This is a genomic window from Mesorhizobium sp. C268A, assembly GCF_040324475.1.
In the GTDB taxonomy this organism is placed as follows: domain Bacteria; phylum Pseudomonadota; class Alphaproteobacteria; order Rhizobiales; family Rhizobiaceae; genus Mesorhizobium.
The window spans coordinates 3,262,587-3,289,147 of the sequence record NZ_JAMYVX010000001.1; the positions used below are offsets into that span (position 1 = coordinate 3,262,587).

General features: G+C 63.1%; 31 protein-coding genes. 18 read left to right on the forward strand and 13 right to left on the reverse strand.

Annotation, left to right across the window (positions count from 1 at the left end):
- The first annotated feature begins 69 nt into the window (after window positions 1–69).
- The 3 genes from trxA (at window position 70) to NKL06_RS15675 (ending at window position 1,923) form a co-directional block, all read left to right on the forward strand.
- Window positions 70–393 (forward strand): thioredoxin, encoded by a 324-nt coding sequence (trxA, locus tag NKL06_RS15665; protein ID WP_023672297.1) that lies wholly within the window; start codon window positions 70–72, stop codon window positions 391–393.
- A 130-nt stretch (window positions 394–523) separates the two neighbouring features.
- Window positions 524–805 carry a cupin domain-containing protein gene (locus NKL06_RS15670; RefSeq protein WP_023681396.1) on the forward strand — a complete coding sequence of 94 codons (282 nt, stop codon included), beginning with the start codon at window positions 524–526 and terminating at the stop codon, window positions 803–805.
- Window positions 806–930: 125 nt separating this feature from the next.
- Window positions 931–1,923, forward strand: a complete 993-nt coding sequence (locus NKL06_RS15675; RefSeq protein WP_352580539.1) for an IS481 family transposase — start codon at window positions 931–933, stop codon at window positions 1,921–1,923.
- 370 nt (window positions 1,924–2,293) lie between these two features.
- Here the strand turns inward: NKL06_RS15675 and NKL06_RS15680 are convergent, their stop codons facing one another.
- The 6 genes from NKL06_RS15680 to NKL06_RS15705 all read right to left on the reverse strand — a co-directional run bounded on the left by NKL06_RS15680 (window position 2,294) and on the right by NKL06_RS15705 (window position 7,999).
- Window positions 2,294–2,713, reverse strand: a complete 420-nt coding sequence (locus tag NKL06_RS15680; RefSeq protein ID WP_023693068.1) for a VOC family protein — start codon at window positions 2,711–2,713, stop codon at window positions 2,294–2,296.
- Between the two features lie 27 nt (window positions 2,714–2,740).
- Window positions 2,741–4,066: a bifunctional folylpolyglutamate synthase/dihydrofolate synthase gene (locus NKL06_RS15685; protein ID WP_023687436.1), complete on the reverse strand. Its 1,326-nt coding sequence runs from the start codon at window positions 4,064–4,066 to the stop codon at window positions 2,741–2,743.
- A 62-nt stretch (window positions 4,067–4,128) separates the two neighbouring features.
- A complete protein-coding gene (gene accD, locus NKL06_RS15690) occupies window positions 4,129–5,055 on the reverse strand; it encodes an acetyl-CoA carboxylase, carboxyltransferase subunit beta (RefSeq protein WP_023672292.1) in 927 nt (308 codons plus the stop codon).
- Between the two features lie 101 nt (window positions 5,056–5,156).
- Window positions 5,157–5,996 carry a tryptophan synthase subunit alpha gene (gene trpA, locus NKL06_RS15695; protein ID WP_023693067.1) on the reverse strand — a complete coding sequence of 280 codons (840 nt, stop codon included), beginning with the start codon at window positions 5,994–5,996 and terminating at the stop codon, window positions 5,157–5,159.
- Window positions 5,997–5,998: 2 nt separating this feature from the next.
- Window positions 5,999–7,249, reverse strand: coding sequence for a tryptophan synthase subunit beta (gene trpB / locus NKL06_RS15700; RefSeq protein ID WP_023687439.1), 1,251 nt, complete (start codon window positions 7,247–7,249; stop codon window positions 5,999–6,001).
- 90 nt (window positions 7,250–7,339) lie between these two features.
- Complete coding sequence (locus NKL06_RS15705; RefSeq protein WP_023693066.1) at window positions 7,340–7,999, reverse strand: phosphoribosylanthranilate isomerase; 660 nt, start codon at window positions 7,997–7,999, stop codon at window positions 7,340–7,342.
- A 109-nt stretch (window positions 8,000–8,108) separates the two neighbouring features.
- On the opposite strand from NKL06_RS15705, the gene NKL06_RS15710 reads away from it, so the two are divergent.
- Window positions 8,109–8,327, forward strand: a complete 219-nt coding sequence (locus NKL06_RS15710) for a hypothetical protein (RefSeq protein WP_023672288.1) — start codon at window positions 8,109–8,111, stop codon at window positions 8,325–8,327.
- A gap of 18 nt (window positions 8,328–8,345) precedes the next feature.
- On the opposite strand, the gene NKL06_RS15715 is transcribed toward NKL06_RS15710, so the two are convergent.
- From NKL06_RS15715 to NKL06_RS15730, 4 genes are all read right to left on the reverse strand, one after another.
- Window positions 8,346–9,104, reverse strand: a complete 759-nt coding sequence (locus NKL06_RS15715; RefSeq protein WP_023693065.1) for a M48 family metallopeptidase — start codon at window positions 9,102–9,104, stop codon at window positions 8,346–8,348.
- Between the two features lie 198 nt (window positions 9,105–9,302).
- On the reverse strand, window positions 9,303–9,788 hold the full coding sequence (locus NKL06_RS15720; RefSeq protein ID WP_023693064.1) for a DUF2852 domain-containing protein: 486 nt from the start codon (window positions 9,786–9,788) through the stop codon (window positions 9,303–9,305).
- Between the two features lie 117 nt (window positions 9,789–9,905).
- Window positions 9,906–11,048, reverse strand: a complete 1,143-nt coding sequence (locus NKL06_RS15725; RefSeq protein WP_023693063.1) for a benzoate/H(+) symporter BenE family transporter — start codon at window positions 11,046–11,048, stop codon at window positions 9,906–9,908.
- Window positions 11,049–11,054: 6 nt separating this feature from the next.
- A complete protein-coding gene (locus NKL06_RS15730; protein WP_023693062.1) occupies window positions 11,055–11,825 on the reverse strand; it encodes an alpha/beta hydrolase in 771 nt (256 codons plus the stop codon).
- A 247-nt stretch (window positions 11,826–12,072) separates the two neighbouring features.
- On the opposite strand from NKL06_RS15730, the gene infC reads away from it, so the two are divergent.
- From infC to NKL06_RS15770, 8 genes are all read left to right on the forward strand, one after another.
- The gene (gene infC / locus NKL06_RS15735; protein ID WP_023744911.1) at window positions 12,073–12,609 is read left to right on the forward strand and encodes a translation initiation factor IF-3; all 537 of its coding nucleotides are present in this window, start codon (window positions 12,073–12,075) and stop codon (window positions 12,607–12,609) included.
- 132 nt (window positions 12,610–12,741) lie between these two features.
- Entirely contained in the window at window positions 12,742–13,380 is a 639-nt protein-coding gene (locus NKL06_RS15740) for a methyltransferase family protein (protein WP_023681388.1), read from the forward strand.
- A 184-nt stretch (window positions 13,381–13,564) separates the two neighbouring features.
- Entirely contained in the window at window positions 13,565–13,768 is a 204-nt protein-coding gene (gene rpmI, locus NKL06_RS15745) for a 50S ribosomal protein L35 (RefSeq protein ID WP_006201248.1), read from the forward strand.
- Between the two features lie 39 nt (window positions 13,769–13,807).
- Window positions 13,808–14,209 carry a 50S ribosomal protein L20 gene (gene rplT / locus NKL06_RS15750; RefSeq protein WP_023672281.1) on the forward strand — a complete coding sequence of 134 codons (402 nt, stop codon included), beginning with the start codon at window positions 13,808–13,810 and terminating at the stop codon, window positions 14,207–14,209.
- A 251-nt stretch (window positions 14,210–14,460) separates the two neighbouring features.
- On the forward strand, window positions 14,461–15,558 hold the full coding sequence (pheS, locus tag NKL06_RS15755) for a phenylalanine--tRNA ligase subunit alpha (protein ID WP_023693061.1): 1,098 nt from the start codon (window positions 14,461–14,463) through the stop codon (window positions 15,556–15,558).
- The gene (locus NKL06_RS15760) at window positions 15,555–16,004 is read left to right on the forward strand and encodes a GFA family protein (RefSeq protein ID WP_023672279.1); all 450 of its coding nucleotides are present in this window, start codon (window positions 15,555–15,557) and stop codon (window positions 16,002–16,004) included. The genes pheS and NKL06_RS15760 overlap by 4 nt, the downstream gene beginning before the upstream one ends.
- Window positions 16,004–18,412 carry a phenylalanine--tRNA ligase subunit beta gene (gene pheT / locus NKL06_RS15765; RefSeq protein ID WP_023693060.1) on the forward strand — a complete coding sequence of 803 codons (2,409 nt, stop codon included), beginning with the start codon at window positions 16,004–16,006 and terminating at the stop codon, window positions 18,410–18,412. Before NKL06_RS15760 ends, pheT begins: the two co-directional genes overlap by 1 nt.
- A 136-nt stretch (window positions 18,413–18,548) precedes the next feature.
- Complete coding sequence (locus NKL06_RS15770) at window positions 18,549–19,151, forward strand: nucleotidyltransferase family protein (protein WP_023693059.1); 603 nt, start codon at window positions 18,549–18,551, stop codon at window positions 19,149–19,151.
- A 219-nt stretch (window positions 19,152–19,370) separates the two neighbouring features.
- Here the strand turns inward: NKL06_RS15770 and NKL06_RS15775 are convergent, their stop codons facing one another.
- Window positions 19,371–20,366, reverse strand: a complete 996-nt coding sequence (locus tag NKL06_RS15775; RefSeq protein WP_023693058.1) for an aldo/keto reductase — start codon at window positions 20,364–20,366, stop codon at window positions 19,371–19,373.
- A 96-nt stretch (window positions 20,367–20,462) separates the two neighbouring features.
- Between NKL06_RS15775 and NKL06_RS15780 the strand changes: the two genes are divergently transcribed.
- The 4 genes from NKL06_RS15780 (at window position 20,463) to NKL06_RS15795 (ending at window position 23,791) form a co-directional block, all read left to right on the forward strand.
- Complete coding sequence (locus tag NKL06_RS15780) at window positions 20,463–21,353, forward strand: LysR family transcriptional regulator (RefSeq protein WP_023687444.1); 891 nt, start codon at window positions 20,463–20,465, stop codon at window positions 21,351–21,353.
- Window positions 21,354–21,503: 150 nt separating this feature from the next.
- Window positions 21,504–22,082 carry a cytochrome b gene (locus NKL06_RS15785; protein WP_023693057.1) on the forward strand — a complete coding sequence of 193 codons (579 nt, stop codon included), beginning with the start codon at window positions 21,504–21,506 and terminating at the stop codon, window positions 22,080–22,082.
- A gap of 68 nt (window positions 22,083–22,150) precedes the next feature.
- Entirely contained in the window at window positions 22,151–22,726 is a 576-nt protein-coding gene (locus tag NKL06_RS15790) for a YceI family protein (protein WP_023681381.1), read from the forward strand.
- 78 nt (window positions 22,727–22,804) lie between these two features.
- Window positions 22,805–23,791: a Gfo/Idh/MocA family protein gene (locus NKL06_RS15795; RefSeq protein ID WP_023693056.1), complete on the forward strand. Its 987-nt coding sequence runs from the start codon at window positions 22,805–22,807 to the stop codon at window positions 23,789–23,791.
- Window positions 23,792–23,877: 86 nt separating this feature from the next.
- Here NKL06_RS15795 and NKL06_RS15800 read toward each other — a convergent pair whose 3' ends face one another.
- Window positions 23,878–24,681: an alpha/beta hydrolase gene (locus NKL06_RS15800; protein ID WP_023693055.1), complete on the reverse strand. Its 804-nt coding sequence runs from the start codon at window positions 24,679–24,681 to the stop codon at window positions 23,878–23,880.
- Window positions 24,682–24,787: 106 nt separating this feature from the next.
- Window positions 24,788–25,153: a VOC family protein gene (locus NKL06_RS15805; RefSeq protein WP_023693054.1), complete on the reverse strand. Its 366-nt coding sequence runs from the start codon at window positions 25,151–25,153 to the stop codon at window positions 24,788–24,790.
- Window positions 25,154–25,300: 147 nt separating this feature from the next.
- Between NKL06_RS15805 and NKL06_RS15810 the strand changes: the two genes are divergently transcribed.
- Complete coding sequence (locus NKL06_RS15810; RefSeq protein ID WP_023681378.1) at window positions 25,301–25,609, forward strand: hypothetical protein; 309 nt, start codon at window positions 25,301–25,303, stop codon at window positions 25,607–25,609.
- A gap of 33 nt (window positions 25,610–25,642) precedes the next feature.
- Window positions 25,643–26,533, forward strand: coding sequence for a sigma-70 family RNA polymerase sigma factor (locus NKL06_RS15815; protein ID WP_023693053.1), 891 nt, complete (start codon window positions 25,643–25,645; stop codon window positions 26,531–26,533).
- The last annotated feature ends 28 nt before the right edge of the window (window positions 26,534–26,561 follow it).

The following is a 26,561-nucleotide window of genomic DNA, read 5'->3' on the forward strand; positions in this document are numbered from 1 at the left end:
AAGTTCTGCTTGAAGAAGGGCTGCTCAACCACCACATTTGGTGCGAGATAAATTTCGAAAGGATTTCGCATGGCCACCGTCAAGGTCGACAAGAGCAATTTCCAGGCCGATGTGCTCAACGCCTCGCAGCCCGTCGTCGTGGATTTCTGGGCCGAATGGTGCGGCCCCTGCAAGATGATCGGTCCGTCGCTGGAAGAGATCGCCAACGAACTCGGCGACAAGATCAAGATCGCCAAGCTGAACATCGACGAGAACCCCGAGCTTGCCGCCCAGTTCGGCGTGCGCTCGATCCCGACGCTGATGATCTTCAAGGGCGGCGAAGTCGCCGACATGAAGGTCGGCGCCGCCCCGAAGACCGCGCTGTCGCATTGGATCAATGGCAGCCTCGCCTGATCCTGTAGAAATTTCAGACGTTAAGCCCGGCCCTCGCGCCGGGCTTTTCTTTGGCGTTATCGCCTGACCTCTCTGGCACTCGCGCCTGAAGCCTCCATGTCTTCTGCTGAGGCTGGACAGGAGAAACAGAATGACCGGATCCGCCAAGGCCACCGTCTTCATCGACAATGAGCGCGTCATCGTCACCGAATACCGCTTCCAGCCCGGCGACAACACCGGCTGGCACCGGCATGGCCATGACTACGTCGTGGTGCCGCTGATGGACGGCAAGGTGAAGCTGGTGACCAAGGACGGCGAGAGTTTTGCTGAAATGAAGAAGGGCGCGCCCTACTTCCGCAAGGAAGGCGTCGAGCACGACGTCATCAGCGCCAATGACGGCGAATACGCCTTCATCGAGATCGAGCTGAAATAGGCCTCAGACTGGTGCCGCGGCCGCCGATGTCTATTTAGTTTGAGCCACGGTTTTTTTGGCCTGCCTAGGTGTTTGATCCCAGGCTTTGATGGCGCATACTTTTCGTCCGAATCAAAGGATGCGCTATGGGCCAGGTTCTTCATGGGAGCGCCACGACGACAGAGGCGATCCGTCGAGCGATACAGCATAGTCAAGAGAGCCTGAGGGCGCTGGCGAAGCGCTACGGCATCAATCAGAAGACGGTTAGGAAGTGGAGGAACCGGACGTCGGCCGCCGATCTTCCGACTGGCCCCAGAGATCCGAAGTCGACAGTGCTATCGACTGAGGAAGAGGCGGTCATCGTCGCCTTTCGGCGTTATACGCTGCTGCCACTGGACGATTGCCTCTATGCTCTCCAACCGACGATCCCGCATCTGTCGCGGTCATCCTTGCATCGCTGCCTGCAGCGTCACGGGATAGGCAGGTTGCCGGATGTCGAGGGCGACAAGCCGGCAAGGAAGAAGTTCAAGGCCTATCCAATCGGCTACTTCCATATCGACGTCGCCGAGGTCCGAACCGAGCAGGGCAAGCTGCATATGTTCGTGGCCATAGATCGGACCTCGAAGTTCGCTTTCGTCGAGCTGCACGAGAAGGCAACGACAGCGGTCTCCGCCGATTTCCTGCGCCATCTTCTTGATGCTGTCCCTTACAAGATCCACACAGTGCTTACCGACAACGGCATTCAGTTCACGACCCCAGGTGCCGGCGGCTCGGCCGTTCCGCTGATCAAGGAAGCCATGGCGGCGGGAGAAATCATATGGGCGCACGCCTTCGAACATACTTGCGCCAAGGCCGATATCGACCACCGAACGACAAAGCCAAGGCACCCATGGACCAACGGCCAGGTCGAACGCATGAACCGCACGATCAAGGATGCGACCGTCAAACGCTTCTACTACGAGAGCCATGACAAACTGCGCCAGCATCTCGCCGATTTCGTCTTAGCCTATAATTTCGGCCGTCGACTGAAGACCCTCAAGGGCCTCACGCCCTTTGAATACATCTGCAAAATCTGGACAAAAGAGCCCGAACGATTCAGGCTCGATCCAACCCATCAAACCTTGGGACTAAACACCTAGGCTTGCCGGGCTTCCGTCCGGTCGCGGGCTTCAGGACCTGCCCATATCCCTCTATAGCGCCCGTATACACACGATAGAGAAACGTCTCTCGGCTTACGAAATACGCGACACTGGGCTGGCCGGATGCATCATTGGGGCGCGTCGGTCTGTGGGCCACTCGAACAATTGGGTGCGGTGGCTCGATGGCTCCCGGTAACATCACATGATCGCCGACCCGCGGAGCATATTCAAATATCAGCTCCTCCGGCGGGTCGTTGTCGACGGTAACAAGACACTTCACAACCATTCGAGCTTGCCTCCATGCTTCGCCAAGCATATCGGGGCTTCTGCCCGAGGGGCAACCGCCCGATAGATTCCCCGGGCCAAAATACTACCAGTCGGCGATGCGATCCCCGCCGGTGAATTGCGCGCTTTTTGCGGTGTATTCGAACAGCTCGATCTTCACGCCGTTGGGGTCGCGGATCCAGGCCTGAAACGTGTCGTCGCAGGCATGCTTCTTGGCCGTGATATCAATGCCTTTCGACTTGATGTGGGCGATCGCCGCATCGATGTTTTCCACCTCAAGGCAGAAATGGTTGATCTGGTTGAGCTCGCTATGGCTGGTGCCGTCCTTCTGGAACACCTCGACATGGCTGCGATCGCCGCAATTGAGGTAGAAGCCGAAGATCTTGCCGTCGCGCAGGAAGTTGAACTGCGTGTCGAGGCCGAGCACGTCGCGGTAGAAGGCCCGCGTCGCTTCCAGATCATGCGCGAAGATGCAGACATGGGCGAGTTGCTTCACCTTGATCATCACCGGCTCCCTCGCGAAAGTGTGGATTCAGGTCGGTGGCGTGCCGTTTTCGGCCAGCACCGCACCGGCGAGATACAGCGAACCACCGATCAGGATGCGCGGCGCCGGGCCGTCCCAGGTGTCGCGCAGCAGCATCAGCGCGCTGGCGACGGAGCTGACCGGCTCGGCGGTGAGGCCGGCCTCGGTCGCCCGGATCGCCAGTTCGTCATTCGGCACACCGGCGTCGCTCATGCTCACCGGCACGGTGTAGACATGGCGGACCAGGCCCTTGAAGGCGCGGAAATAGCCGCTCTGGTCCTTGGTGTTGATCATGCCGGCAATCAAAAACAGCGGCCGCGGGTTCTTTTCCTCCTGCTCGGCCAAGGCTTCCGCCACCACCACGCCGGCGCCCGGATTGTGACCGCCATCGAGCCAGATGTCGGCGCCCTTGGGAGCGAGGTCCGCCAGCCGGCCCTGTGCCAATTTCTGCATGCGGCCCGGCCATGCGACGCTCGCCATCGCCTTCTCAGTGGCGCGATGACTGATTTCGAAACCGGCGGCCTTGACGGCGGCAATCGCTGCCGCCGCATTGGCGAACTGGTGGCGCCCGGGCAGGCGCGGTGGCGGCAGGTCCATCAGCCCGTCCTCATCCTGATAGACCATGCGGCCGTTTTCCTCGAAGGCGAGAAAATCCTGGCCGTAGACGAAGGTCGGGCAATCCAGCCGCTCGGCGGTTTCGATCAGCACTTGCAGCGCCGTCTCGCTCTCCTGCGCGCCGATGACCACCGGGCAGCCGCGCTTCATGATGCCGGCCTTTTCGGCGGCGATCAGTTCGACCCGGTCGCCGAGATAGGCTTCGTGATCCATCGACACCGGCATGATCACCGACACCGCCGGCCGGGCAACGACATTGGTGGCGTCGAAGCGGCCGCCAAGGCCGACCTCGATGATGGCGGCGGCAGCCGGATGTTCGGAAAACAGGATGAAGGTGACGGCGGTTAGGATTTCGAAGACGGTGATCTTCTGGCCTTGATTAGCCCGGGCGACGCGGGCGATGGCCTCGGCGAAGGTCTCGTCGTCGACCAGCCGGCCGCCGCCCTCGGCCGCCAGTCGGTAGCGCTCGGCCCAGTTCACCAGATGCGGCGAAGTGTGGACATGGACAAGGTGGCCGCCGGCTTCGAGCAGCGCGCGCGAAAAGGCCGCGCACGAGCCCTTACCGTTGGTGCCGGCGATATGGATGACCGGCGGCAGCCGCTCCTGCGGATTGCCGAGGCGTTCGAGCAGCCTTGTGATGCGGTCGAGCGAAAGGTCGAAGCCTTTCGGATGCAGCGCCATCAGGGCTTCGATTTCACGATCTGCGGCAAGCGTGGTCATGAGCGAATCCTACGCATGCGCGCAGGTGCACGCAATCGCGGTTTGCGGCCAGAAATGTCGTCTCAAGCCTGCGGGCGGGCTTCCGTCGGGATGACCGACGGCGGCAGGATTTCCGGCTCCAGCGGCTTTTGCTCCTGCGGCAGTTTGAGCAGGATTTTCAACAGCCGGGAAATCGTCTCGCGCAGTTCCAGCCGCGACACCACCATGTCGACCATGCCGTGCTCCATCAGATATTCGGAGCGCTGGAAACCGTCCGGCAGTTTCTCCCGGATGGTCTGCTCGATGACGCGCGGGCCGGCGAAGCCGATCAGCGCGCCGGGCTCGGCGATATGCACGTCGCCCAGCATGGCGTAGGAGGCGGTGACGCCGCCGGTGGTCGGATTGGTCAAGACGACGATGTATGGCAGGCCGGCTTCCTTCAGCCGGTCGACGCCGATCGTGGTGCGCGGTAACTGCATCAGGGACAGAATGCCTTCCTGCATGCGCGCGCCACCGGAGGCGGCAAACAGGATCAGCGGCCGCTTGCGCTGCAAGGCGACCTCGAAACCGTGCACAATGGCGTCACCCGCGGCCATGCCGAGCGAGCCGCCCATGAAGGCGAAATCCTGCACCGTCACCACAACCGGCAGGCCTTTGACCGTGCCCAGCGCGTTGATGATGGCGTCTTCCAGGCCGGTCTTGGCCTTGGCGTCCTTCAGCCGGTCCGTGTAGCGCTTCTCGTCGCGGAACTTGAGCGGGTCCTGCATGACCTTGGGGTTCTCAAGCTGCTCGTATTTGCCGTCGTCGAGGAAGAATTTCAGCCGTTCCTTGGCCGAAATCTTCATGTGATGGCCCGATGACGGGATGACGAACTGGTTGGATTCCAGGTCCTTGTGAAACACCATCTCGCCGGTCTCGGGATCCTTGATCCAGAGATTCTCGGGCATGTCGGTGCGCCGGCCGAGCATCGAATTGATCCTCGGGCGAACGTAATTGGTGATCCAGTTCATCGCTTCGGCTCCTGTCCTGACGAAGAGTTGGCTCGTGCATGTCGCCCAAAAGTGGGAACCGGTTTTGGGATAACGACTTGCACAAGGCCTAAGTAGGGAAACTATTCGGCAGCAGCAAGGCGGGCCGAACGCACGCCCTGAGACAGTCCGCTGACCAGGGTGGCGACGGCCTCGGCCGGGTCGGCGGTCTTCTCGCCCTTCGGTCCTAACACATTGGCGACCGCGTTGACGATCGCGGTGCCGACGACGACGCCATCGGCATTGGCGCCGATAATGCGCGCCTGCTCGGCGGTCTTGACGCCGAAGCCGACGCAGACTGGCAAGTTGGTGTGGCCCTTGATGCGCTTGACCGCGGCGGCAACCTTGCCGGTGTCGGCCAAAGCCGAGCCGGTGATGCCGGTCATCGACACGTAATAGACGAAGCCCGACGTATTCTGCAGCACCTTGGGCAGGCGCTTGTCGTCGGTGGTCGGCGTTGCCAAGCGGATGAAGTTGATGCCGGCCTTCAGCGCCGGAATGCAGAGTTCTTCGTCCATCTCCGGTGGCAGGTCGACGACGATCAGCCCGTCAATGCCGCTGGCGATGGCGTCCTTGAGGAAGCGATCGACACCGTAGATGTAGATCGGGTTGTAGTAGCCCATCAGCACGATCGGCGTTTCATTGTCGGTGGCGCGGAAATCAGCCGCCGTCTTCAGCGTCTTGACCAGGGTCTGGCCACCTTTCAGCGCCCGCAGGCCAGCGGCCTGGATCGCCGGTCCATCGGCCATCGGATCGGAAAACGGCATGCCCATTTCAATGATGTCGGCGCCGGCCTTGGGCAGCGCCTTCATGATCGACAAAGCGGTGTCATAGTCGGGGTCGCCGCTCATGAAATAGGTGACGAGCGCCGGGCGGCCCTCGGCTTTCAGTTTTGCCATGCGGCGGTCGATGCGGGTCACCATGATCAGATCTCCATGCCCAGCATCGAGGCCACTGTGTGCACATCCTTGTCGCCGCGTCCCGACAGGTTGACGATGACGATCTGGTCCTTGTCCATATCCGGCACGATCTTGACCGCATGCGCGATGGCGTGCGCGGATTCCAGCGCCGGGATGATGCCTTCGACGCGTGTCGTCAGCTTGAAGGCTTCCAGCGCCTCGTCGTCGAGGATCGGCACATATTCGACGCGGCCGGAATCGCGCAGCCAGGAATGTTCGGGGCCGACGCCCGGATAGTCGAGGCCGGCCGAGATCGAATGGCCGTCCATGATCTGGCCATCGGCGTTCTGCAGGAGATAGGTGCGGTTGCCGTGCAGGACGCCTGGCGCGCCAGCATTCATCGAGGCGCAATGCTCGATGCCGTCGAGGCCGCGGCCGCCGGCTTCGATGCCGATGATGCGGACTTGCCTGTCGTCGAGGAAAGGATGGAACAGGCCGATGGCGTTGGAGCCGCCGCCGACAGCCGCGATGATGGTGTCGGGCAGCCGGCCTTCCTGTTCGAGGATCTGGGCGCGCGCCTCGATGCCGATCACCGACTGGAAGTCGCGCACCAGCTCCGGATAGGGATGCGGACCTGCGGCGGTGCCGATCAGATAATAAGTGTCCTCGACATTGGTGACCCAGTCGCGCAACGCTTCGTTCATGGCGTCCTTCAGCGTGCCGTGACCGGCGGTCACCGGCCGCACTTCGGCGCCGAGCAGCTTCATGCGGAAGACGTTGGGGCTTTGGCGGGCGACATCGGTGGCGCCCATGTAAACGACGCAGGGAAAGCCGAAGCGCGCCGCGACCGTGGCCGCGGCAACGCCGTGTTGACCAGCGCCCGTCTCGGCGATGATGCGCTTCTTGCCCATGCGCTTGGCCAGCAGGATCTGGCCGAGGCAGTTGTTGATCTTGTGCGAACCGGTGTGGTTCAAATCCTCGCGCTTGAAGTAGACTTTGGCGCCGCCCCCGAGGCCCTTCGCCGAGGAAACCTCACGAAGATGCTTGGTCAGGCCTTCGGCGAAATACAGCTTCGACGGCCGCCCGGCATAGTGGGTCGACAGATTGGTCAACTCGGCCTTGAAGTCCGGATCGTTCTTGACCTCGTTCCAGTGCCGCTCGAGGTCGAGGATCAGCGGCATCAGCGTCTCGGCCACGAAGCGGCCCCCGAAGATGCCGAACATGCCCTGTTCGTCGGGTCCCGTGCGGAAGGAATTGGGTGTCGCCGGCTTGTTCATCGCCGATCTCCTGGTCTTGGTTCTGAGCATGTCTTATCGGAAAACCGGTTCCCACTTCTCCGGAACATGCTCGGGTTCGAAAGAAGTGCCTCAGGCAGCGCGGTCGTCGCGCGCGGCCCTGACGGCCCGGAAAAACTGCTCGATCAGCGCCGGATCCTTGACGCCCGGGCCGCTTTCCACCCCCGACGAAATGTCTATCGCGGGCGGATTGGCTGATATCAGGGCGTCGCCGATATTGGCGGCGTTGAGCCCACCGGAAAGCATGTAATCGAGCCCGGCGTCAAGGCCGGCCAGGATGCGCCAGTCAAAGGCGACGCCATTGCCGCCCGGAAGTTGCGAGCCCTTTGGTGGCTTGGCATCGAACATGAAGCGATCGGCAACGCCGATGAACGGCTTTAGCCGCTCGAGATCGGCTACCTCACTGACGGAGAACACCTTCATGACAGGCAGGCCGTAGCGAGCTTTCACCTCTGCCACCCGCTCGGGCGTCTCCGTGCCGTGCAACTGCAGGATGTCGGGGCGCATTTTGGCGACGATCTCATCCAGGAACGCGTCATCGGCATCGACGGTCACGGCGACCGCCCTGGCCTTGCCGATTGCCGCCTCGCGCAGGCGGCCGGCTGCCGCAGGCTCGACATAGCGCGGGCTTTTAGCAAAGAAGATGAAGCCGACATGGCTGGCGCCGCCGGCCAATGCCGCGGCCATTGCCTCATCGGTCTTCAATCCACAGATCTTGATATCGAGCGCCATGGCGCGGGGCTTGGCACGAAACCGGCCAAGAGTCGAGAAAAAGCATGCTGTTTGCCGGCAACGCCAAAGGCGCTACCTATTGATGGGAGAAGCAAGGCGGAGCAGACGAATGGCCGACCAGAGCATAGCCGAACTCAGGCAGAAGATCGCGCAAGCGCGCGACGTCATCGCGCATCTGATGCAAAAGGCCGCCTTCGACGGGGCAGAAGCGCACCGGGTCCTGGATTATTTCGGCAGCGATGCGTTCGAGCAGAATTTCCTGCCATGGCCGCGCCATGGCGACGAAGGGCTGCGGCCTGAAGAGCTTAATGCGGCCAATGATGATTGAGCGCGGCGCTGGCGCAGGCTAATCGAACACAATCGCCTGCAACGCCCCACCATTCCTCTTCAGCCAGTCCTTGCAGCGGTCGGTGTCGGGGCAGAGCTGCTCGCACAGTTTCCAGAATTTCGGGCCGTGGTTCATCTCCTTGAGATGCGCCACTTCATGCGCGACCAGGTAGTTTATCACCGGCGTCGGCGCCATCATGATGCGCCATGAGAAGGACAAATTGCCGTCGGAAGTGCAGGAGCCCCAGCGGCTCGACGTGTCCTTGAAGCGGATCGCCTTGGCGCGCTTGCCGATGGCTTCGGTATGCTTGACCACCAGCTTCTCGATGTCCTTCTTGGCCTCGCGCTTGAGGAAATCGGCGATGCGGCGCGGCAAATGTATGCGCTCGCCATGGACGATCAGCAGCGGACCGCGCTCGTCGCGCGACACGGTGACGGTGCCGCGTTTCGACGGTTCGTGGACGATGCGATGCGCGACGCCGCGTATCGGGATCTTGATGCCGGGGCGCACTTGCGGCCGTGTCGGGACCTTGGCCAGACGCTGCTCCAGCCAGCCCTGGTGGCGGTGAAGGAATTTCTCCACCTCGCCGCGGCGCAGGCCCGGCGGCACGGTGATGCGCAGCCCCTGGCCGCCCGAATCGATGCGAAGCGTCAGCCGCCGTGCGCGGGCGCTCTCGACGATCCTGAGCGGCAGTGTGCGGCCGGCAACGACGTGCTCTCGCTCTTCGACAGGCGAGGGTTTTGGTTTGGTCAGGTTGCGGAAAAAGCCGAAGGACATGGCTGAACGATACGCGATTCGAGGAAAACGACCAGAACAAAAAAGAAACGGCGCCGCTCGCGCGACGCCGTCCATCATGCCAAGGCCTGTCTTACAGCGCCGCGCGTCTCTGACGCGCACAGGACGCTGTAGCACTCTAATTTGGCGCATGAACCTTTCCGAAAATCGGTTCCGATTTTCGGGGTCATGCGCGCAGCCTCAGTCGTCAAGCAGGTTCGGGCCCTTGCGCTTGGGGGTCGCGGGCTTGGCCGTTTCGGCCGAGCCTGTTTTCGCAGGCGCCGTCGACTTGTTGCGGTTGGCCATGAAGCGGTCGAACTCGTCCTGGTCCTTGGCGCGGCGCAATTCGCGGGCGTACTCATCGAACTCGCTCAGCATCTCGTCGAGCTTGCGACGCTCTTCGGCGAGGCGTTCGAGTTCCTTCTCGCGCCAGTCGTCGAAAGCGACATTGCCGGTGCGGGCCGAACCGTGGCCCCAGCGCGCGGCCTTGTCGGAACCGCGGCGGCAGCCGGCGAAGATGCCGTCCGTGGCGCGGTTGACGTCGCGCTTGAAGCCGTCAAGCCGGTCGCCCCGGATGATGTAGGCGAGCATGGCGAAGCCAAGCGGCCAGAACACCATGAAGCCGATCACCATCAACGCGATGGTCGCCGGCGTCCAGGCCGGGCGGATCAATGCGGATGTGTTCATTTTCTCCCATTCCTTCGGTTCGAGACAGCCAAGAGCGGCTGCGTGGATTCGAAATGGGATGAGAAAAACGGCGATTCAAGACAACGCCCGCCAAAACCGGACAACAGCCTGAAATGATTATCGCTTTTTGAGCGCTTCGAGGAAAAGCACAAGGAGGCCGGCGACCAGGCCCCAGAAGGCGGCGCCAACGCCGAACAAAGTCAGCCCCGACGCGGTGACAACGAAGGTGACAGTAGCCGCCATGCGCTGGTCCTCGTCCTTGAGCGCGATCGACAGCGCGTTGGCGAGCGATCCCATCAGCGCCAGGCCGGCGACCAGAACGATCAGGCTCTGCGGCAGCACTGCGAAGATCGCCACCAGCGAGGCGCCGAAAACCGCGAAAATCAGATAGGCAAGTGCATAGAAGGGTCCGGTCTTCCAGCGCTCGGCCGGGTCGGGATGGACGTCCGGCCCGGTGCAGATCGCCGCAGAGATCGCGGCCAGATTGGTGGTCGAGCCGCCAAACGGCGCCGACAGCAGCGAGAACAGGCCGGTGACGCCGATCAGCGGGCCGGGTTCGGGGTGATAGCCGGCGGCGCGCAAGACGGCGAGACCCGACAGGTTCTGCGACGCCATGGTGACGAGGTAGAGCGGCAGCGCCAGGCCGATGACAGCTGCGGCGCTGAAATGCGGGGCAATCAGCGTCAGCGTCGACAGTTCCGGCGCCGGCAGTCCGCCGACACGGCCTGTCAGGAATGCGGCGATGCCGCCGCCGATCAGCACCGCCAGCACCGACAGCGCCGGGTTGAACAGGCGAATGACGAAGAAGGCCGCGATCAGCGGCAGGATCAGCCAGGGATCGACCGGAATGGTCTTGACGGCATTGAGCGCGAAGGTGACGACGATGCCCGCCAGCATGCCGGACGCGACTGACGCCGGTATCCTTGATATCAGCTGGGTCAGCGGCTTGAACAGGCCGGTGGCGATCAACATCAAGCTGGTGACGATGAAGGCGCCGACCGCATCAGCCATGGTAAACCCGCTCGATGCCGCCATCAGCGCCAGGCCCGGTGTCGACCAGGCGGTGATGATGGGTATTTTCGTGCGCCAGGACAGCCACAAGCATTCGATCGCCATCGCCACGCACACTGCCGTCACCCAGCTCGCGGTTTCGGCTTGCGTGGCGCCAACCGCCTTGGCGGCGGCAATGACGACGGCCAGCGTGCCGCCGAAGCCGACGATTGCCGCGACAAAGGCGGATATCGGGATGGAAATGCGCATTCTTGCCTACCCCGCCCGCTGAACCATGTCGCCCACCGCCCTCAGCAGCATGTCGAGATCCTGCGGCCGCGACAGCCGGTGGTCGCCGTCGGGAATGAGCGACAAGGTGACGTCGTCGGCCGGCAGCAGCGAGACCAGCTTCAGCGCATGGCTTGCCGGCACATCGGCATCGGCCAGGCCCTGCAGGATGTGGACGGGGCAATGGGTATCGATCGGCCCGGTCATGACCCGGTTCGCCCTGCCGTCCTCGATCAGCGCGCTTGTGTAGATGTAAGGCTCGGCGGAATAGTCCGAAGGTTCTTCGAAAAAGCCTTTCTCCCGGAGGTCGCGCCTCTGTTCCTCCGTCAGAGCCGGCTCGACCAGCTCGGCGGTGAAATCCGGCGCCGGCGCGAGCAGCACCAGGCCAACCACATTGCTGTCGCCCGCCTTGCGCAGTTCCTGCGCCATGCGCAGCGCGATCCAGGCGCCCATCGACGAGCCGACCAGGATTTGCTTGCCCTCGGTGAAACGCCGGAAGACGGCGAGGCTCTCGCCAAGCCATTTCGAAATGGTGCCGTCGGCAAAGGCGCCGCCGGATTCGCCATGGCCGGAATAATCGTGGCGCAGATACGCGCGGCCTTCCCTTGCCGCCCAATCCGATAGCGTCTGCGCCTTCGTGCCCAGCATGTCGGATTTATAGCCGCCGAGCCAGACGATGCCGGGCGTTGCGCCCGAGGAATGGCGAACCGCGATATCAATGCCGTCGACATCCAGCAGGGTTGGGGTGGTCGCGGTCATGGCTGTGGATCAATCCTGGTTCTGGGGGCCTGATTGCGGGAGCCTGATTTTACTCGCCGGTCTTTTGACACAGGCACAGGCGAGGCGGAAAGTGCTCGCGACATCCTTTGTTTGGTGCAGGCCTGCGATCAGGGTGATTTTCTGTCAGCGCTGTGCTATTGACTCCGCCCGCGCGCTCACCACATTGGCGCGTCCTGAACATTTCTAGATTGAAACCCTGAACGAAACGGCCAAGGAGACCACGACCATTCGCAGACCTTTCAAAGCAGCGGCGCCCACCAAAGATGGCCCGCGCTCCAACCGTGATATCCGGGTTCCCCGGGTCCAACTGATCGACGCCGATGGCCAGAACCGCGGCGATATTTCCATCAACGACGCATTGCTGCTCGCCGAAGAGGCAGGGCTCGATCTGGTCGAGATCTCGCCCAATGCGGTGCCGCCTGTCGTCAAAATTCTCGATCTCGGCAAATTGAAATACGCCAACCAGAAGAAGGCGGCCGAGGCGCGCAAGAACCAGAAGGTCATCGAGATCAAGGAGATCAAGATGCGCCCGAACATCGACAGCCATGACTACGAAACCAAGATGAAGGCCGTGCGGCGCTTCTTCGAGGAAGGTGACAAGGTCAAGCTGACGCTGCGCTTCCGCGGCCGCGAGATGGCGCATATGGAACTCGGCATGCAGCTCCTGAACAAGGTGCGCGAGGAGACGGCTACCATCGCCAAGGTCGAAGCCGAGCCGAAGCTGGAAGGCCGCCAGATGATGATGGTGCTGGCCCCGCGCTAGATCAGTTCGGGCGTTGCGCTCTAAATCCGCCTGAATCCTGTCTCATGGCGTCCCGGCGATCGGCGGGACGCCGATTCTCCTGTCCAGACGCCGCGATCGCCGGCAAAGCTTCTCGACGATCGGATTCCCGACATGGCCAATGAAATCAACCCTGCGCCCATCAAGGAGCTGGGCGGCTACCAGCACATGCGCCGGATGGTGCTTGCGGTGCTGGTGGTGGTGCTGTTTGCGGCACTGCTGTTCGGCCAGTCGACCTTCCCGCCCGATACCCCGGTGCATGAAACGATCGAGATGGTCGGCGTGCTGCTGATCTTCCTTGGCGTCGTCGGCCGCTTGTGGTCGACACTCTATATCGGGGGGCGCAAATCCTCCGAAGTGGTCACCGGCGGACCCTATTCGATCACCCGCAATCCTCTCTACGTGTTCTCGACCGTTGCCGCCGCCGGCGTCGGGGCGCAGATCGGCTCGTTCTCCGGCATCGTCCTGTTTGCGCTTTTGTGCGCCGGCGCCTTCCACATCGTCATCCTGCGCGAGGAACGGTATCTCAAGGAGGTTCTCGGCGCGCCCTACACAGCCTATCTGGCGCGGGTGCCGCGTTTCTTCCCCCAGCTGTCGCTCTACCAGGAAGGCGACACCGGCAGCTTCAAGCCGCGCCTCTTGCTGACCACCTTGCTCGACGGGCTGGTGTTTCTGGTGGCGTTGCCGGTGTTCGAGACCATCGATGGTGCCCAGCAATCGGGCATTCTGCCGGTGCTGTTTAGGCTGCCCTGATCGCGGAGAGAGCGTCGCAGCCGCTCGGGTGTTGCGCGCCAGCCCGCTTTGACGTATAGGACCGCCGTTCCAAGAAAACCGCCCGGCAGGGCATGCCGTGGCGGTTTCATTTGCTTTTCGGGCTTTTGGTCCGCCCGAAGCGAACAAGAAGCGCGATTGTGCGCCACCAATACGGAGTAGCAAAATGCCCAAGATGAAGACCAAATCGGCCGCCAAGAAGCGGTTCAAGATCACAGGTACGGGTAAAGTCCTGTCGGCTGCGGCCGGCAAGCGTCACGGCATGATCAAGCGTTCCAACAAGTTCATTCGAAATGCCCGCGGCACGATGGTTCTGGCTGAACCGGATGGCAAGAAGGTCATCAAGAATTTTCTGCCGAACGGCCTCTGAGCATTCGGTTTCAGGAACAGCGTTTAAGGAGATCATGACATGGCACGCGTAAAAAGAGGCGTCACCTCGCACGCCAAGCACAAGAAGGTCCTGAAAGCCGCGAAAGGCTTCTACGGCCGCCGCAAGAACACCATTCGCATCGCCAAGCAGGCGGTCGAAAAGTCGATGCAGTATGCGTATCGCGACCGCAAGAACCGCAAGCGCTCGTTCCGCGCGCTGTGGATCCAGCGCATCAACGCCGCGACGCACGAGCATGGCCTGACCTATGGCCGCTTCATCGACGGCCTCAACAAGTCCGGTATCGAGATCGATCGCAAGATCCTGTCCGACATGGCCATCCATGAACCGCAGGCGTTCGCCGCACTCGTGGCCAAGGCCAAGGTCGCGCTCGAATATCTGAAGAACACCACCCCGAATGCTTTTGAAAGCGCTGTCGCCTAGAGCATGATGCCAAAAAGTTGCTGACTTTTTGGACAACATCATGCTCAGGGAAATTTAGCGAGGAGCGCGATCTTTCCGAAAAGTCTGCAACTTTTCGGGATCGGGCTCCGAGCCCAGCGCTTCCCAGCATTCGCAATTCTGATTGGGGAACCCGCGCTGGCACGGCTGGCGCGGGTTTTTCTTATGGCTGAACTTTCAACTTGAAAGTGACTTTCACCTCAAAGTTGACTCCCAACACAGCGAGTTTGACCGTGAACGACATAGCTACCGGCTTGGATACTCTCGAAAACTCCCTGCTTGCCGACGTCGCGTCGGCCGCCGATGAGGCTGCTATCGAAGCCGTGCGCGTCGCGGCTCTCGGCAAGAAGGGGTCGATCTCGGAATTGCTGAAGACACTGGGCGCGATGAGCGCCGAGGAGCGCCAGGTCAAGGGCCCCGCGATCAACGGCCTGAAGAACCGCGTCACCGAAGCGCTGACGACACGCAAGGCCGAGCTGAAGGATGTGGCGGTCACGGCGCGCCTTGCCGCCGAGACGGTCGACGTGACGCTGCCGGTGCGGCAATCGCCGGCCGAGCGCGGCCGCATCCATCCGATCAGCCAGGTCATCGACGAGATCGCGGCGATCTTCGGCGATCTCGGCTTTGCCATCGCAGAAGGTCCCGATGTCGAGAGCGACTATTACAATTTCACCGCGCTGAATTTCCCCGAAGGGCATCCGGCGCGCGAGATGCACGATACCTTCTTTTTCCAGCCGGACGAAAAGGGCGAGCGCAAGCTGTTGCGCACGCACACCTCGCCGGTACAGATCCGCACCATGGAGAAGCAGAAGCCGCCGATCCGCATCGTCATTCCCGGCAAGACATACCGGCAGGATTCCGACGCTACCCACTCGCCGATGTTCCATCAGGTCGAGGGGCTGGTGATCGACAAATCGGCCAATGTCGCCAACATGAAGTGGGTGCTGGAAGAATTCTGCAAGGCTTTCTTCGAGGTGCCGCAGGTCAAGATGCGCTTCCGGCCGTCCTTCTTCCCGTTCACCGAGCCCAGCCTCGAGGTCGACATCCAGTGCGACCGCTCGCGGCCCGGCGAAGTGCGATTCGGCGAAGGCTCCGACTGGATGGAGATCCTCGGCTGCGGCATGGTCCACCCCAATGTGCTGCGCGCCGGCGGGCTCGATCCCGACGAATATCAGGGCTTTGCCTGGGGCATGGGCATCGACCGCATCGCCATGCTGAAATACGGCATGCCGGACCTGCGCGCCTTCTTCGACGCCGATGTGCGCTGGCTGTCGCATTACGGTTTCAGGCCGCTCGAGATGCCGACGCTGTTCGGAGGTCTTTCCGCATGACGGCGCCGCACACGGGTGGCTGCCGCTGCGGCGCGGTACGGTTCGAGGCATCAGTCGAACCGCACCATATCAGCTATTGCCATTGCGGCGATTGCCGGCGCGCCAGCGGCGCGCCGGTGTCGGCCTTTGTCGGCTTCCTGACCGAGCAGGTGGCTTTCACCGGCAAGGCGCTGAAGATGTACGAGAACGGGCCGGTGACGCGCTCGTTCTGCGGCATTTGCGGCTCGCCTATCGCCTATGTCGACGAGCGGCTGGAAGACCACATCTATTTCATGCTGGGCGCCATGGACATGCCGGCCTATTTCCGGCCGACGCACCATGCCTATGTGCGCGAGCAGCTGCCCTTCGTGCATATGCCCGACGACTTGCCGCGCCATTTGAAGACAAGCGTGCCCAGACCCGATGGACAAGGTCCGGGCGGGTACAGACAAAACGGAACACAGTGATGAAACTCACCCTTTCCTGGCTCAAGGATCATCTCGACACCGACGCCACGCTCGACGAGATCGTCGAGAGGCTGACCTCGATCGGCCTCGAAGTCGAGCATGTCGACGACAAGGCCGGCCTGAAGCCGTTCGTCATCGCCAAGGTGCTGACGGCGGTGCAGCATCCCGACGCCGACCGGCTGCGGGTGCTGACCGTCGACACCGGCAATGGCGCAGCCCCTGTCCAGGTGGTGTGCGGTGCGCCGAATGCCCGCGCCGGCCTGATCGGCGCCTTCGCCGCGCCCGGCGCCTATGTGCCCGGTATCGACGTGACGCTGACCGTCGGCAAGATCCGCGGCGTCGAGAGCCATGGCATGATGTGTTCCGAGCGCGAGCTGGAGCTGTCGGATGAGCACAATGGCATTATCGACCTGCCGGCCGATGCGCCTGTCGGCACCAGCTTCGCGGCTTACGCGCATCTCGACGATCCGGTGATCGAGATCAATCTGACGCCGAACCGGCCGGATGCGACCAGCATTTACGGCGTCGCCCGGGACCTGGCGGCAAGCGGGCTTGGCCGGCTCAAGACCGCGCCGGTCGAAGCGGTCCTTGGCAAAGGTGAAACACCGGTCAAGGTGACCATCGAGGCGCCGGAGCTCTGCCCCGGTTTCGCGCTGCGCCTGGTGAAAGGCGTGAAGAACGGGCCGTCGCCGAAATGGCTGCAGCAAAGGCTGATCGCCATCGGCTTGCGCCCGATTAGCGCGCTGGTCGACATCACCAACTACGTCACCTTCGACCGTGGCCGGCCGCTGCATGTGTTCGATGCCAAGAAGGTCGCCGGCAATCTCGTCGTGCGCCGCGCACGCGACGGCGAGAAGGTGCTGGCGCTTGACGGGCGCGAATACACGCTGACGCCGCAGATGTGCGTGATCGCCGACGACAATGGCGTCGAATCGATCGCCGGTGTCATGGGCGGCGAGCATTCCGGCTGCGACGAGAACACCACGGACGTGCTGATCGAATCCGCTCTTTGGGATCCGATCACCACGGCCCGCACCGGCCGTACGCACGGCATCATCACCGATGCCCGTTACCGTTTCGAGCGTGGCGTCGACCCGGAATTCATGGTGCCCGGCGTCGAGCTGGCGACAAAGCTGGTGCTGGAGTTCTGCGGCGGAGAGCCGACCGAGACGGAGGTGGTCGGCTATGCCGGCTACAAGCCGAAGATCGTTTCCTTCCCGATCTCGGAAGTGAAGCGGCTGACCGGCATCGAGGTGCCGAAGGCGGAAAGCCTCGACATCCTGACCCGCCTCGGCTTCAAGCCGTCAGGCTCGGGCGACGTCGTCGATGTCGCTGTGCCGTCCTGGCGTCCTGACGTCGACGGCAAGGCCGACCTGGTCGAGGAAGTGATGCGCATCCACGGCGTCGACAACATCGCGCCGCAGCCGCTCGGCGCGCATGACGCGGTCAACTCCAAGATACTGACGACGCTGCAGGTTCGCACCCGCACTGCCAAGCGCTCGCTCGCCGTGCGGGGCATGCTGGAGGTTCTCACCTGGTCGTTCATCCCGGCCAAACACGCCGAACTGTTCGGCGGCGGCCAGACGGCGCTGAAGCTCGCCAATCCGATTGCAGCCGACATGTCCGATATGCGGCCCTCGCTGTTGCCCGGCCTGATCGTCGCCGCGCAGCGCAATGCCGACAAGGGCATCGGCGATGTCGCGCTGTTCGAGGTCTCCGGTACCTATGAGGGCGACGGCCCCGACCAGCAGCGGCGCGTTGCCGCCGGTGTGCGCCGCGGCACCGCCAAGCTCGACGGTTCCGGCCGCAGTTGGGCCGGCAATTCCGGTCCGGTCGGCGTGTTCGACGCCAAAGCCGACGCGATTGCAGCGCTGGAAGCCTGCGGCGCGCCGGTCGACAGGCTGCAGATCGAGCCAGGCGATCCGGCCTGGTATCATCCCGGCCGCTCCGGCACGATCAAGCTCGGCCCGAAGACAGTGCTCGGCACCTTCGGCGAGTTCCACCCGAAGACGCTGGAGGGGTTGGACGTTTCCGGACCGATCTGCGGTTTCGAGGTCTATATCGACGCCGTGCCCGAGCCGAAGGCCAAGCCGACGAAAACCAAGCCAAAGCTGGAGCTGTCCGCCTTCCAGGCGGTGAAGCGCGACTTTGCTTTCGTCGTCGACAAGACGGTGGAGGCCGGCGCGCTGGTGCGCGCGGCGCTCGCCGCCGACAAGAAGCTGGTCACCGGCGTTTCGGTGTTCGATGTGTTCGAGGGGGCATCTCTCGGGACCGCCAAGAAGTCGATTGCCATCGAAGTATCTATCCAGCCGGTTGAAAAGACGCTCACCGACGAGGATTTCGAGGCGCTGGCCAAGCGCATCGTCGACAATGTTGGCAAGCAAACGGGCGGCATGCTGAGAACGTAGAGCGGCTAACGCCGCCCTACGTATTTCGACTTCACGCAATTCTTAGGGAAAGCGCGGCGCGCTTTCCCGCTACACACTTTTCCTGGAATTGCTTCTGAGGATTGCCGACAGGTGGCGAATCGCTCTCCAAAGGGCGATGGACCATCTGCGCTATTCCGGTCTGCCGTTCGAAGCCCAGCGCGAAGCGTTTCTCGCCATCGTGTTGGCGGATGCGCTCGTCAGCGACGCGCTGGAGCGGGCACGGACGCTGGCGTTGCCGGACTGGCTGGTGGTGTCCGGTGCGCTCTACAACAGCGTCTGGAACCACCTGACCGGCAAGCCGCCGGGCTACGGCATCAAGGATGTCGATCTCTTCTACTTCGATAACAGCGACCTGTCCTACGAGGCCGAGGACGCGGTCATCCGCCGGGCGGCGCAGCATTTCGAGGGGCTGGCTCTGCCGGCCGAGGTGCGCAACCAGGCACGGGTGCATCTGTGGTATCCGCAGAAATTCGGCCAGCCCTGCCCGCGCTATACGAGTTCCAGCGAGTCGGTGAGCTATTTTGCTTCGAAGACGCATGCGGTCGGGGTGCGATACGATGCCGATGGGCAGCTTGAGGTCGTGGCGCCGTTCGGGCTGGATGACCTCTTCGCGTTTCGCATCACGCCCAACCGGCTGATGGATAACAGGCGCACGCATGAGGCCAAGGGGGCGAGGGCGAAGGCGTGCTGGCCGGAGATTACGGTGGTGCCTTGGTGATACGAAATGGCGGCGCGAGGCACCCCCCTCTGGCCTGCCGGCCATCTCCCCCGCAAGGAGGGAGATTGGCACCTTCGTCGTTGGCGCACTTTCTGCAACGTTGGTGATTGGCGAAAACAGCGACGACAGCCGATCTCCCCCTTGCGGGGGGAGATGTCCGGCAGGACAGAGGGGGGTGCCGCGCGCTGACTTCTCAGGGCGCCAAGCTCCCCCGCTTGTTCACCCATTCACCAGCGCCAACAGTTCCTCCGTATAGCGCTTGCCAACCACCTTATCCGGCGACAGCGCGTCGCCAATCGCCGCCACCTCGGCCGCGCTCAGCTCGATCCCGACCGCCGCCGTGTTCTGCTCGAGATGGCGTATCTTTCTTGCGCCGGGGATCGGCACGATGAAGTCGCCCTGGTGCAGCACCCAAGCCAGCGCCAGCTGCGCCGATGTGACGCCTTTTTCCACCGCCAGCTTTTCCAGCGTCGCAACGACCTTGGCGTTTGCCGCCATGGCGTCGGCTTGGAAACGCGGCAAGGTGCGGCGCCAATCGTCGTCGCTGAGGGCCTCGGGCTTGGCGATGGTGCCGGTGAGCAGGCCGCGACCGAGCGGGCTGTAGGGGACGAAGCCGATGCCGAGTTCGCGGCAGACATCGAACACTTCGTCTTCGGGGTCGCGGCTCCAAAGCGAGTACTCACTCTGCACGGCAGCGATCGGATGCACGGCGTGCGCCCGGCGGATGGTGGCGGCACTGACCTCCGACAGGCCCAGCGCCCGCACCTTGCCATCGCGCACCAGCTCGGCCATGGCACCGACCGTGTCCTCTATCGGCACGCCGGGATCGACGCGGTGCTGGTAGTAGAGGTCGATGACATCGGTATCGAGCCGTTTCAGCGAGGCTTCCGCCACTGCCTTGACGCGCTCCGGGCGGCTATCGACGCCAACCATACGTTCGAGGCCTGAGCCTTCCTCGGAAATCTTGAAGCCGAATTTGGTGGCGATCGTCACCCTGTCGCGCACCGGCTTCAACGCCTTGCCGAGAAGGATCTCGTTCTCAAAGGGACCATAGACTTCGGCGGTGTCGAAAAACGTCACGCCGATCTCGACAGCGCGGCGCAGCGTGGCGATTGCGTCCGCTTCGGCCTGACCGCCATAGGCGAAGCTCATGCCCATGCAGCCGAGGCCGACGGGGAAGACTTCGAGTTCAGTACCAAGTTTGCGGGTTTTCATGGCGCGTCTCCTTGTTGCGATGAAAGAGAGATAGCGCCTAGCCTGGCGTTCGATAATTGGCTGTCATTCGCACGGGCTGTTCTATAAAATAGAGCAATGAACCGAGCGCATCTTTCTCAACTCGCTGTACTGGCAACAGTCGCCCAATGCGGCAGTTTTCGTGGCGCGGCGCGCGAACTGGCCATCGCGCCCTCGGCAGTGAGCCATGCCGTGTCCAGCCTGGAGGCGCGGCTCGGCGTGCGGCTTTTGGCGCGCAGCACCCGCAGCGTAGCGCCAACGGAAGAGGGCGCGCAGTTGCTCGAACGGCTGCGACCAGCGCTGTCCGAGATCGATCTGGCGCTGGAAACGGCGATCGAGGCGCGCGACCGGCCGGCCGGCAACCTGCGGCTGACCGTGCCGCGCACCGCGGCCCACCTGGCATTGACGCCCAGGCTCGGCGGCTTTGCCGCGGCCTATCCCGACATCGTGCTGGAAATCGTCATCGAGGATCGCTTCACCGACGTCGTCGAAGGCGGCTTCGATGCCGGCGTGCGGCTCGGTGAGAGCCTGCAGCGCGACATGATCGCGGTGCGCATCGGACCGGACCTTCGCGGCGCCGTGGTCGGCGCGCCATCCTATTTCGCGACCATGCCAAGACCCCGTCATCCGCGCGATCTTGCCGACCACCGCTGCATCCGCTTCCGTTTTTCCAGCGGCATTCTTTACCGCTGGGAATTCGAGAAGGATGGCGAAGAGATCGAGATCGCGGCGCAAGGGCCGCTGATCCTCGACGAAGACCATCTGATCGCCCAGGCGGCGGTCGACGGCGCTGGGCTCGCCTTCGTCTTCGACGATTATGTGCGCGCGCCGCTCGCCGACGGTCGCTTGATCCGCGTGCTGGAAGACTGGTGTCCGCCCTTCGACGGTTTCTTCGTCTACTACCCCAGCCGCCGCCAGATGCGCCCGGCGCTGCGGGCGTTTGTGGATTTCTTCAAGGTCGGTGCTTAGCCACCTCCCCCTAGTGGGGAGGGTCGATCCGCGTAGCGGATCGGGGTGGGAGTCTTCGTAGGGCGCTACCCCCCACCCCGTCGCTTCGCGCCGACCCTCCCCACAAGGGGGAGGGTGGAAGAAAGCCCAGCTGCAATTCGTTCACCAGCCATGCCGGCATTCATCACCAACAACTCAACCCGCTACGGCTGGGCGGCGATCGTCCTCCACTGGCTGATCGGCATCCTGTTCATCGGCCAGTTCATGCTCGGCTTCATCATGGTGCGGTTGACCAGCCAGCGCACCGCCTTCGAGCTGATCCAGCTGCACAAATCCTTCGGCTTCCTGCTGCTCGGCCTCCTCATCCTGCGCATTGCCTGGCGGCTCGGCAATGCGGCCCCGGCCTTGCCGGCCTCGGTCGGAGGCCTGGAGCGTCGGACGGCGCCGCTGGCGCATCTGGCACTTTATGGCTTCCAGCTCGCGGTGCCGCTGTCCGGCTGGGCACTGGTTTCGGTGTCGATGCTGGAGATCCCCAGCATGCCGTTCAACCTTTTCGTGATGCCGAACCTGCCGCTCGGCGTGTCCGATGCGGCGGAAAACTTCTGGGCGGCAGCACACTGGTATCTCGCCTATGCCGGCATTGCCTTGGTTGCGCTGCATGCGCTGGCGGCGCTGCGGCATCATTTCTGGCTGCGCGACAGCGTGCTCACGCACATGATCACGCCTTCGTCAGATCAGGACATGGAATAGCGCGCGCCGCGCATTCGTTCATTGGAGTGAGGGCGCAACACTTCGCCTGCCCCAGAAGGACAAAACCCATGTATGCGCGCATCTTCGGATTGGCGGCTGTTGCCGCTTGCCTTGCCATGCCTGTCTCCGCCGCTGTGGACCTCGGCGACGCCGCCGGCAGCTACACGGTCAACCCGGCCAGCTCCAGCATTCGCTTCTCCATCGGCAAGGTCGGTGGCGGCGGCCTCGACGGCGCCTTTGGCCGCTTCAAGGGCTCCATCCGCATCGACAACAGCGATGTCGGCCGTTCCGCGGTCAACTTCACCATCTATCCCGAAAGCGTCGGCACCGGCCAGGGCCGCATCGACGCCTTCCTGCGCTCCGATGCGGTGTTCGACGTGGCCAACAGCCCCGAAATCCAGTTCCGCTCGACCAGCGTAACCCGAACCAGCGACACCACGGCGCTGGTCAGCGGCCGGCTGACGGCGCGCGGCAAGACGTTTGCGGAAAAGTTCACTGCCGAGCTCGGCGGGCTGAAGGGCGGCGTCATTAAATTCCACGTCACCGGCAAGGTGCTGCGCTCCCGGTACGGCATGGATGTCGGCACGCCGATCTATTCGAATATCGTCAATTTCGACATGACGCTGACGGGCAAGCGAGGCTAGCAGGACCAGCGATCCGCATTGGCTTTTCCCGCAATTTCGGGCAAACCTCCTCGCCTGTAAATCGATAGGAGAAGCCTGATGTTCCGATGGGGTGTTTTGTCGACGGCCAAGATCGGCCGCGAGCAATTGTTGCCGGCAATCGTCGAGGCCGAGAATGGCGTTTTGTCCGCGATCGCCAGCCGCGACCTGTCGAAGGCCGAGGCCCTGGGCGAGCGGTTCGGCGCCAGGCATGCCTTTGGTTCGTATGAGGAGCTGCTCGCTTCGAAAGACGTCGACGGCGTCTACATCCCGCTGCCGACCTCGCAGCATGTCGAATGGACGGCCAAGGCCATCGAAGCGGGAAAACATGTGCTGGTGGAGAAGCCGCTGGCGCTCGACGCCAAGGACATCGCGCCGCTGATCAAGCTGCGCGACCAGAAGAAGGTGCTGGTCTGCGAGGCCTTCATGGTCATCTACCACCCGCAATGGATCAAGGTGCGCGATCTCATCGCCGATGGCGCCATCGGCCGGCTGCGCCATGTGCAGGGCGCCTTCTCCTATTACAATGTCGATCCCACCAACATGCGCAACCAGCTCGATCTCGGCGGCGGCGCGCTGCCTGATATCGGCGTCTATCCGACGGTGTCGACGCGGTTTTCAACCGGCAAGGAGCCGCTCCGCGTGCAGGCGACGATCGAGCGCGACAAAAAATTCGGCACTGACATCTACTCCTCGATCCGCGCCGATTTCGGCGACTTCGAACTGTCCTTCTACCTCTCGACGCAGATGGCGGCGCGGCAGGTGATGGTGTTTCACGGCGAGAAAGGTTTCATCGAGGTGTTCTCGCCGTTCAATGCCGGGCTCTACGACCATCACCGCATCGAACTGCACAACCAGAACCATACGGAGGCGCAGGTGTTCCGCTTTCCCGGCACTCAGCAATACCGGCGCGAGGTCGAGACGTTTGCCAGGGCGGCACAGGGCGGCAAGGAGCGTGTCTTCACGCTGGAGGAGTCCGTGCTCAACCAGAAGGTCATCGACGCCATCTTCCGCGCCGGCGGCAAGGAAGGCTGGGAGGCTGTCTGATACAGCAATCTTAGCCGGTTGATTTCATGGGAGAAGGGCGTCCGCATTGTGCATGCGGACGCTCCTTTCCTATTGGACTGACGATCTCACGCGCCTCTGAGCGTCAGGTGCAAGGTCTCGGCGAAGCGGTCGGGATGGGGCGCAAAGCCCATATGGTCGCCGGGGAAGGCGGCGCGCTTGCTGCCGAGCCTGTCGGCCAGCGCCTTGCCCATGCCGTCGATCGGCTGGCCGATGGACTCTTCGCCGATGCCGACCACGACCGGGCGGCCGCGCAGCGCCTCGATATCAGGACGGTAGAGCGACAGCGGCATGACGCCATGCGCCAGCCAGTATTCGAAATTGCCGCTGACCCTGGCAAAGGTCTCGGCCTCCTCGGGCGACGGTTCGAACGAAGGCGGTCCGTCTTGCGGCTCGTGCGGTCCGGCTTCACCCTGGTCCGGCCCTTCCGACAGGCCGTTCTCGCTGAAGAATTTCTGCATCGCCGCCTCGACGCCCTGGCTGCGATAGGTGTCGTGCAGGTCGCGCATGCCGGCCAGTGACGGCGACGGGTCGTCGAGCAGCATCATGCTGGGCGGCTCATGCGCCACCAGCGCACGAACCCGGCCGGGATGGCGGGCGGCGAGGTTGAGCCCGATCTGGGCGCCGCCGCTGGTGCCGAACACATAGGCCGGTCCGGCGCCAAGCGCCTCGATCAATCGCGCAGCATCGTCGCCATCGACGTCGAGGTCCTGCTCTTGCGGCTCTCCGTCGAAGGTGCTGCGCGAATTGCCGCGCGGATCATAGGCGACCACCGTGTAGCGGTCGGCGAGGTGGCCCGCGACATCGGCGAAGACGCCGGCGTCCTGCGGTCCGCCGGGGATTATCAACAGTACGGGGCCGGAACCGCGCATCTCATAATAGAGGCTGGCGCCCGGTACTTTCCGCGTCGACGTTTGGGGGTCATGTCCATCTCTCCTGTTGTTCTCATGTCAAAGTTCGGCTTTGCGCCGGGTCCGATCATTTGCCGGTGACAACCATGCGGTTGCCCTCGCTGTCGCGGAATTCGGCGACCGTGCGGCCCCGCTGCCAAGGCGCTTCCTGCGGCTCGGTGATGATTTCGACGCCGCGCGCCTTCAGGCCCGCGACCGTTGCCTCGACATCGCCATCAACGAGCACCAGCACGGGCTCAGTGCCCGGCGTGTCATCGGGGCGTTTGACGAAATGCAAATTGGTGACGGCGCCGGGAAATGTCAGCTCGATCCAGCGCCAGCCGCTGTCGCCCATCAGCTGGTCCTCCGCCACCTGGCAAGCAAGATGGCCGGTGTAGAAGGCCTTGGCGCGGTCCTGGTCGAACACCGGCAATTCGGCAAACTGGATGTGCATGATGGGTCTCTCCTGCTCCTGGACGGCTGCCGCGCAGCCGTCCACGGGAAAGACGATCCGGATGATCGAAAAGATTCGCCGGGCGACGAATCTTTTCGAGGTCGCGAAACGTCTTCTCCGTGCAGAGTTGAAAAACAGGAGACGACAATGGGCTACAATCTCATCCGCTACGGCGTGAAGGACGAAAGCATCGCCGAGAACCGTATGCTGGTTGCACAGGTGTTCGAGGCACTCGACGACACGAAGCCGCAATCCGTGCGCTACCTCGTCCTGGAACTGGAGAATGGCGAGTTCATCCATCTTGTCAGCCAGGATGGCGACGGCCTGACCGGGCTCGCAGCCTTCAAGGCCTTCAGCGCCGATCATGCCGGGCGCCGCTCGACGCCGCTTGCCAGATCGCCGGCAAAGATCGTCGGCAATTATCGTATGCTGGCCGGCGAGGTCGTGCCTGCTTGAATGCAAAGACCGGCATTTTTGGGAACGGACAGGATGAACACAGCGAAACTCGACCGCGTTGCCCTGGAGGCGATGCTCGGCTCCTTGCGACCGAAGCTGCACCGCTACTGCGCCCGCATGGCCGGCTCGGTGATCGATGGCGAGGACATCGTCCAGGAGACACTGATCAAGGCACTGCAGGCCATCGACGGCGACGCCGCCGTCGAGCGTCCGGAGCAATGGCTGTTCCGCATAGCCCACAATGCCGCGCAAGATCATCTGCGCCGGCGCCAGCGGGAGCAGGCGCGCATGAGCGAGACCGATATGACGACGATCGAAGACCCTTCCGCAAGCGCCGATGCGAGGCTCGCCACCGCCGCCAGCCTGCGAAGCTTCATGCAGCTGGCAACAGTGCAGCGCAGCGCCGTGATCCTTGTCGACGTGCTTGGCCTCAGCCTGCACGAAACCTGCGAAGTGTCCGGCGCGACGCTGGCCGCGACCAAGGCAGCGCTACATCGCGGGCGGTCGCAGCTGCGCATGCTGGCGTCACAGGACGAGCAGGCGCCTGCCCTAAAACTCGACGCCGGTGACGAGCGGCGCCTGCGCCGCTATGTCGACCTGTTCAACGCGCGCGACTTCGACGCCGTGCGCGCGTTGATCGCCGAGGATATCCAGCTTGAAGTCGTCAACCGCACCCGCATGCGCGGCAAAGCGCAGGTTTCCAACTATTTCGGCAATTACGACCGTGTCCAGGATTGGGCGCTGTCGCTCGGCTTCGTCGACGGCAGGCCGGCCATCCTGATCCGCAACCCGCAAGCGGGAGATGACGCCGTGCGCGGCTTCATGCTGGTCGACTGGCAGGATGGAAAGGTCAGCCATATCCGCGATTTCCGCTACGCGCCCTATTGCCTTGCCGATGCGGACATCCGCTTCATCGACGGGTAAGCATCGGCCAGAGAGCGCAGGCTTCGCG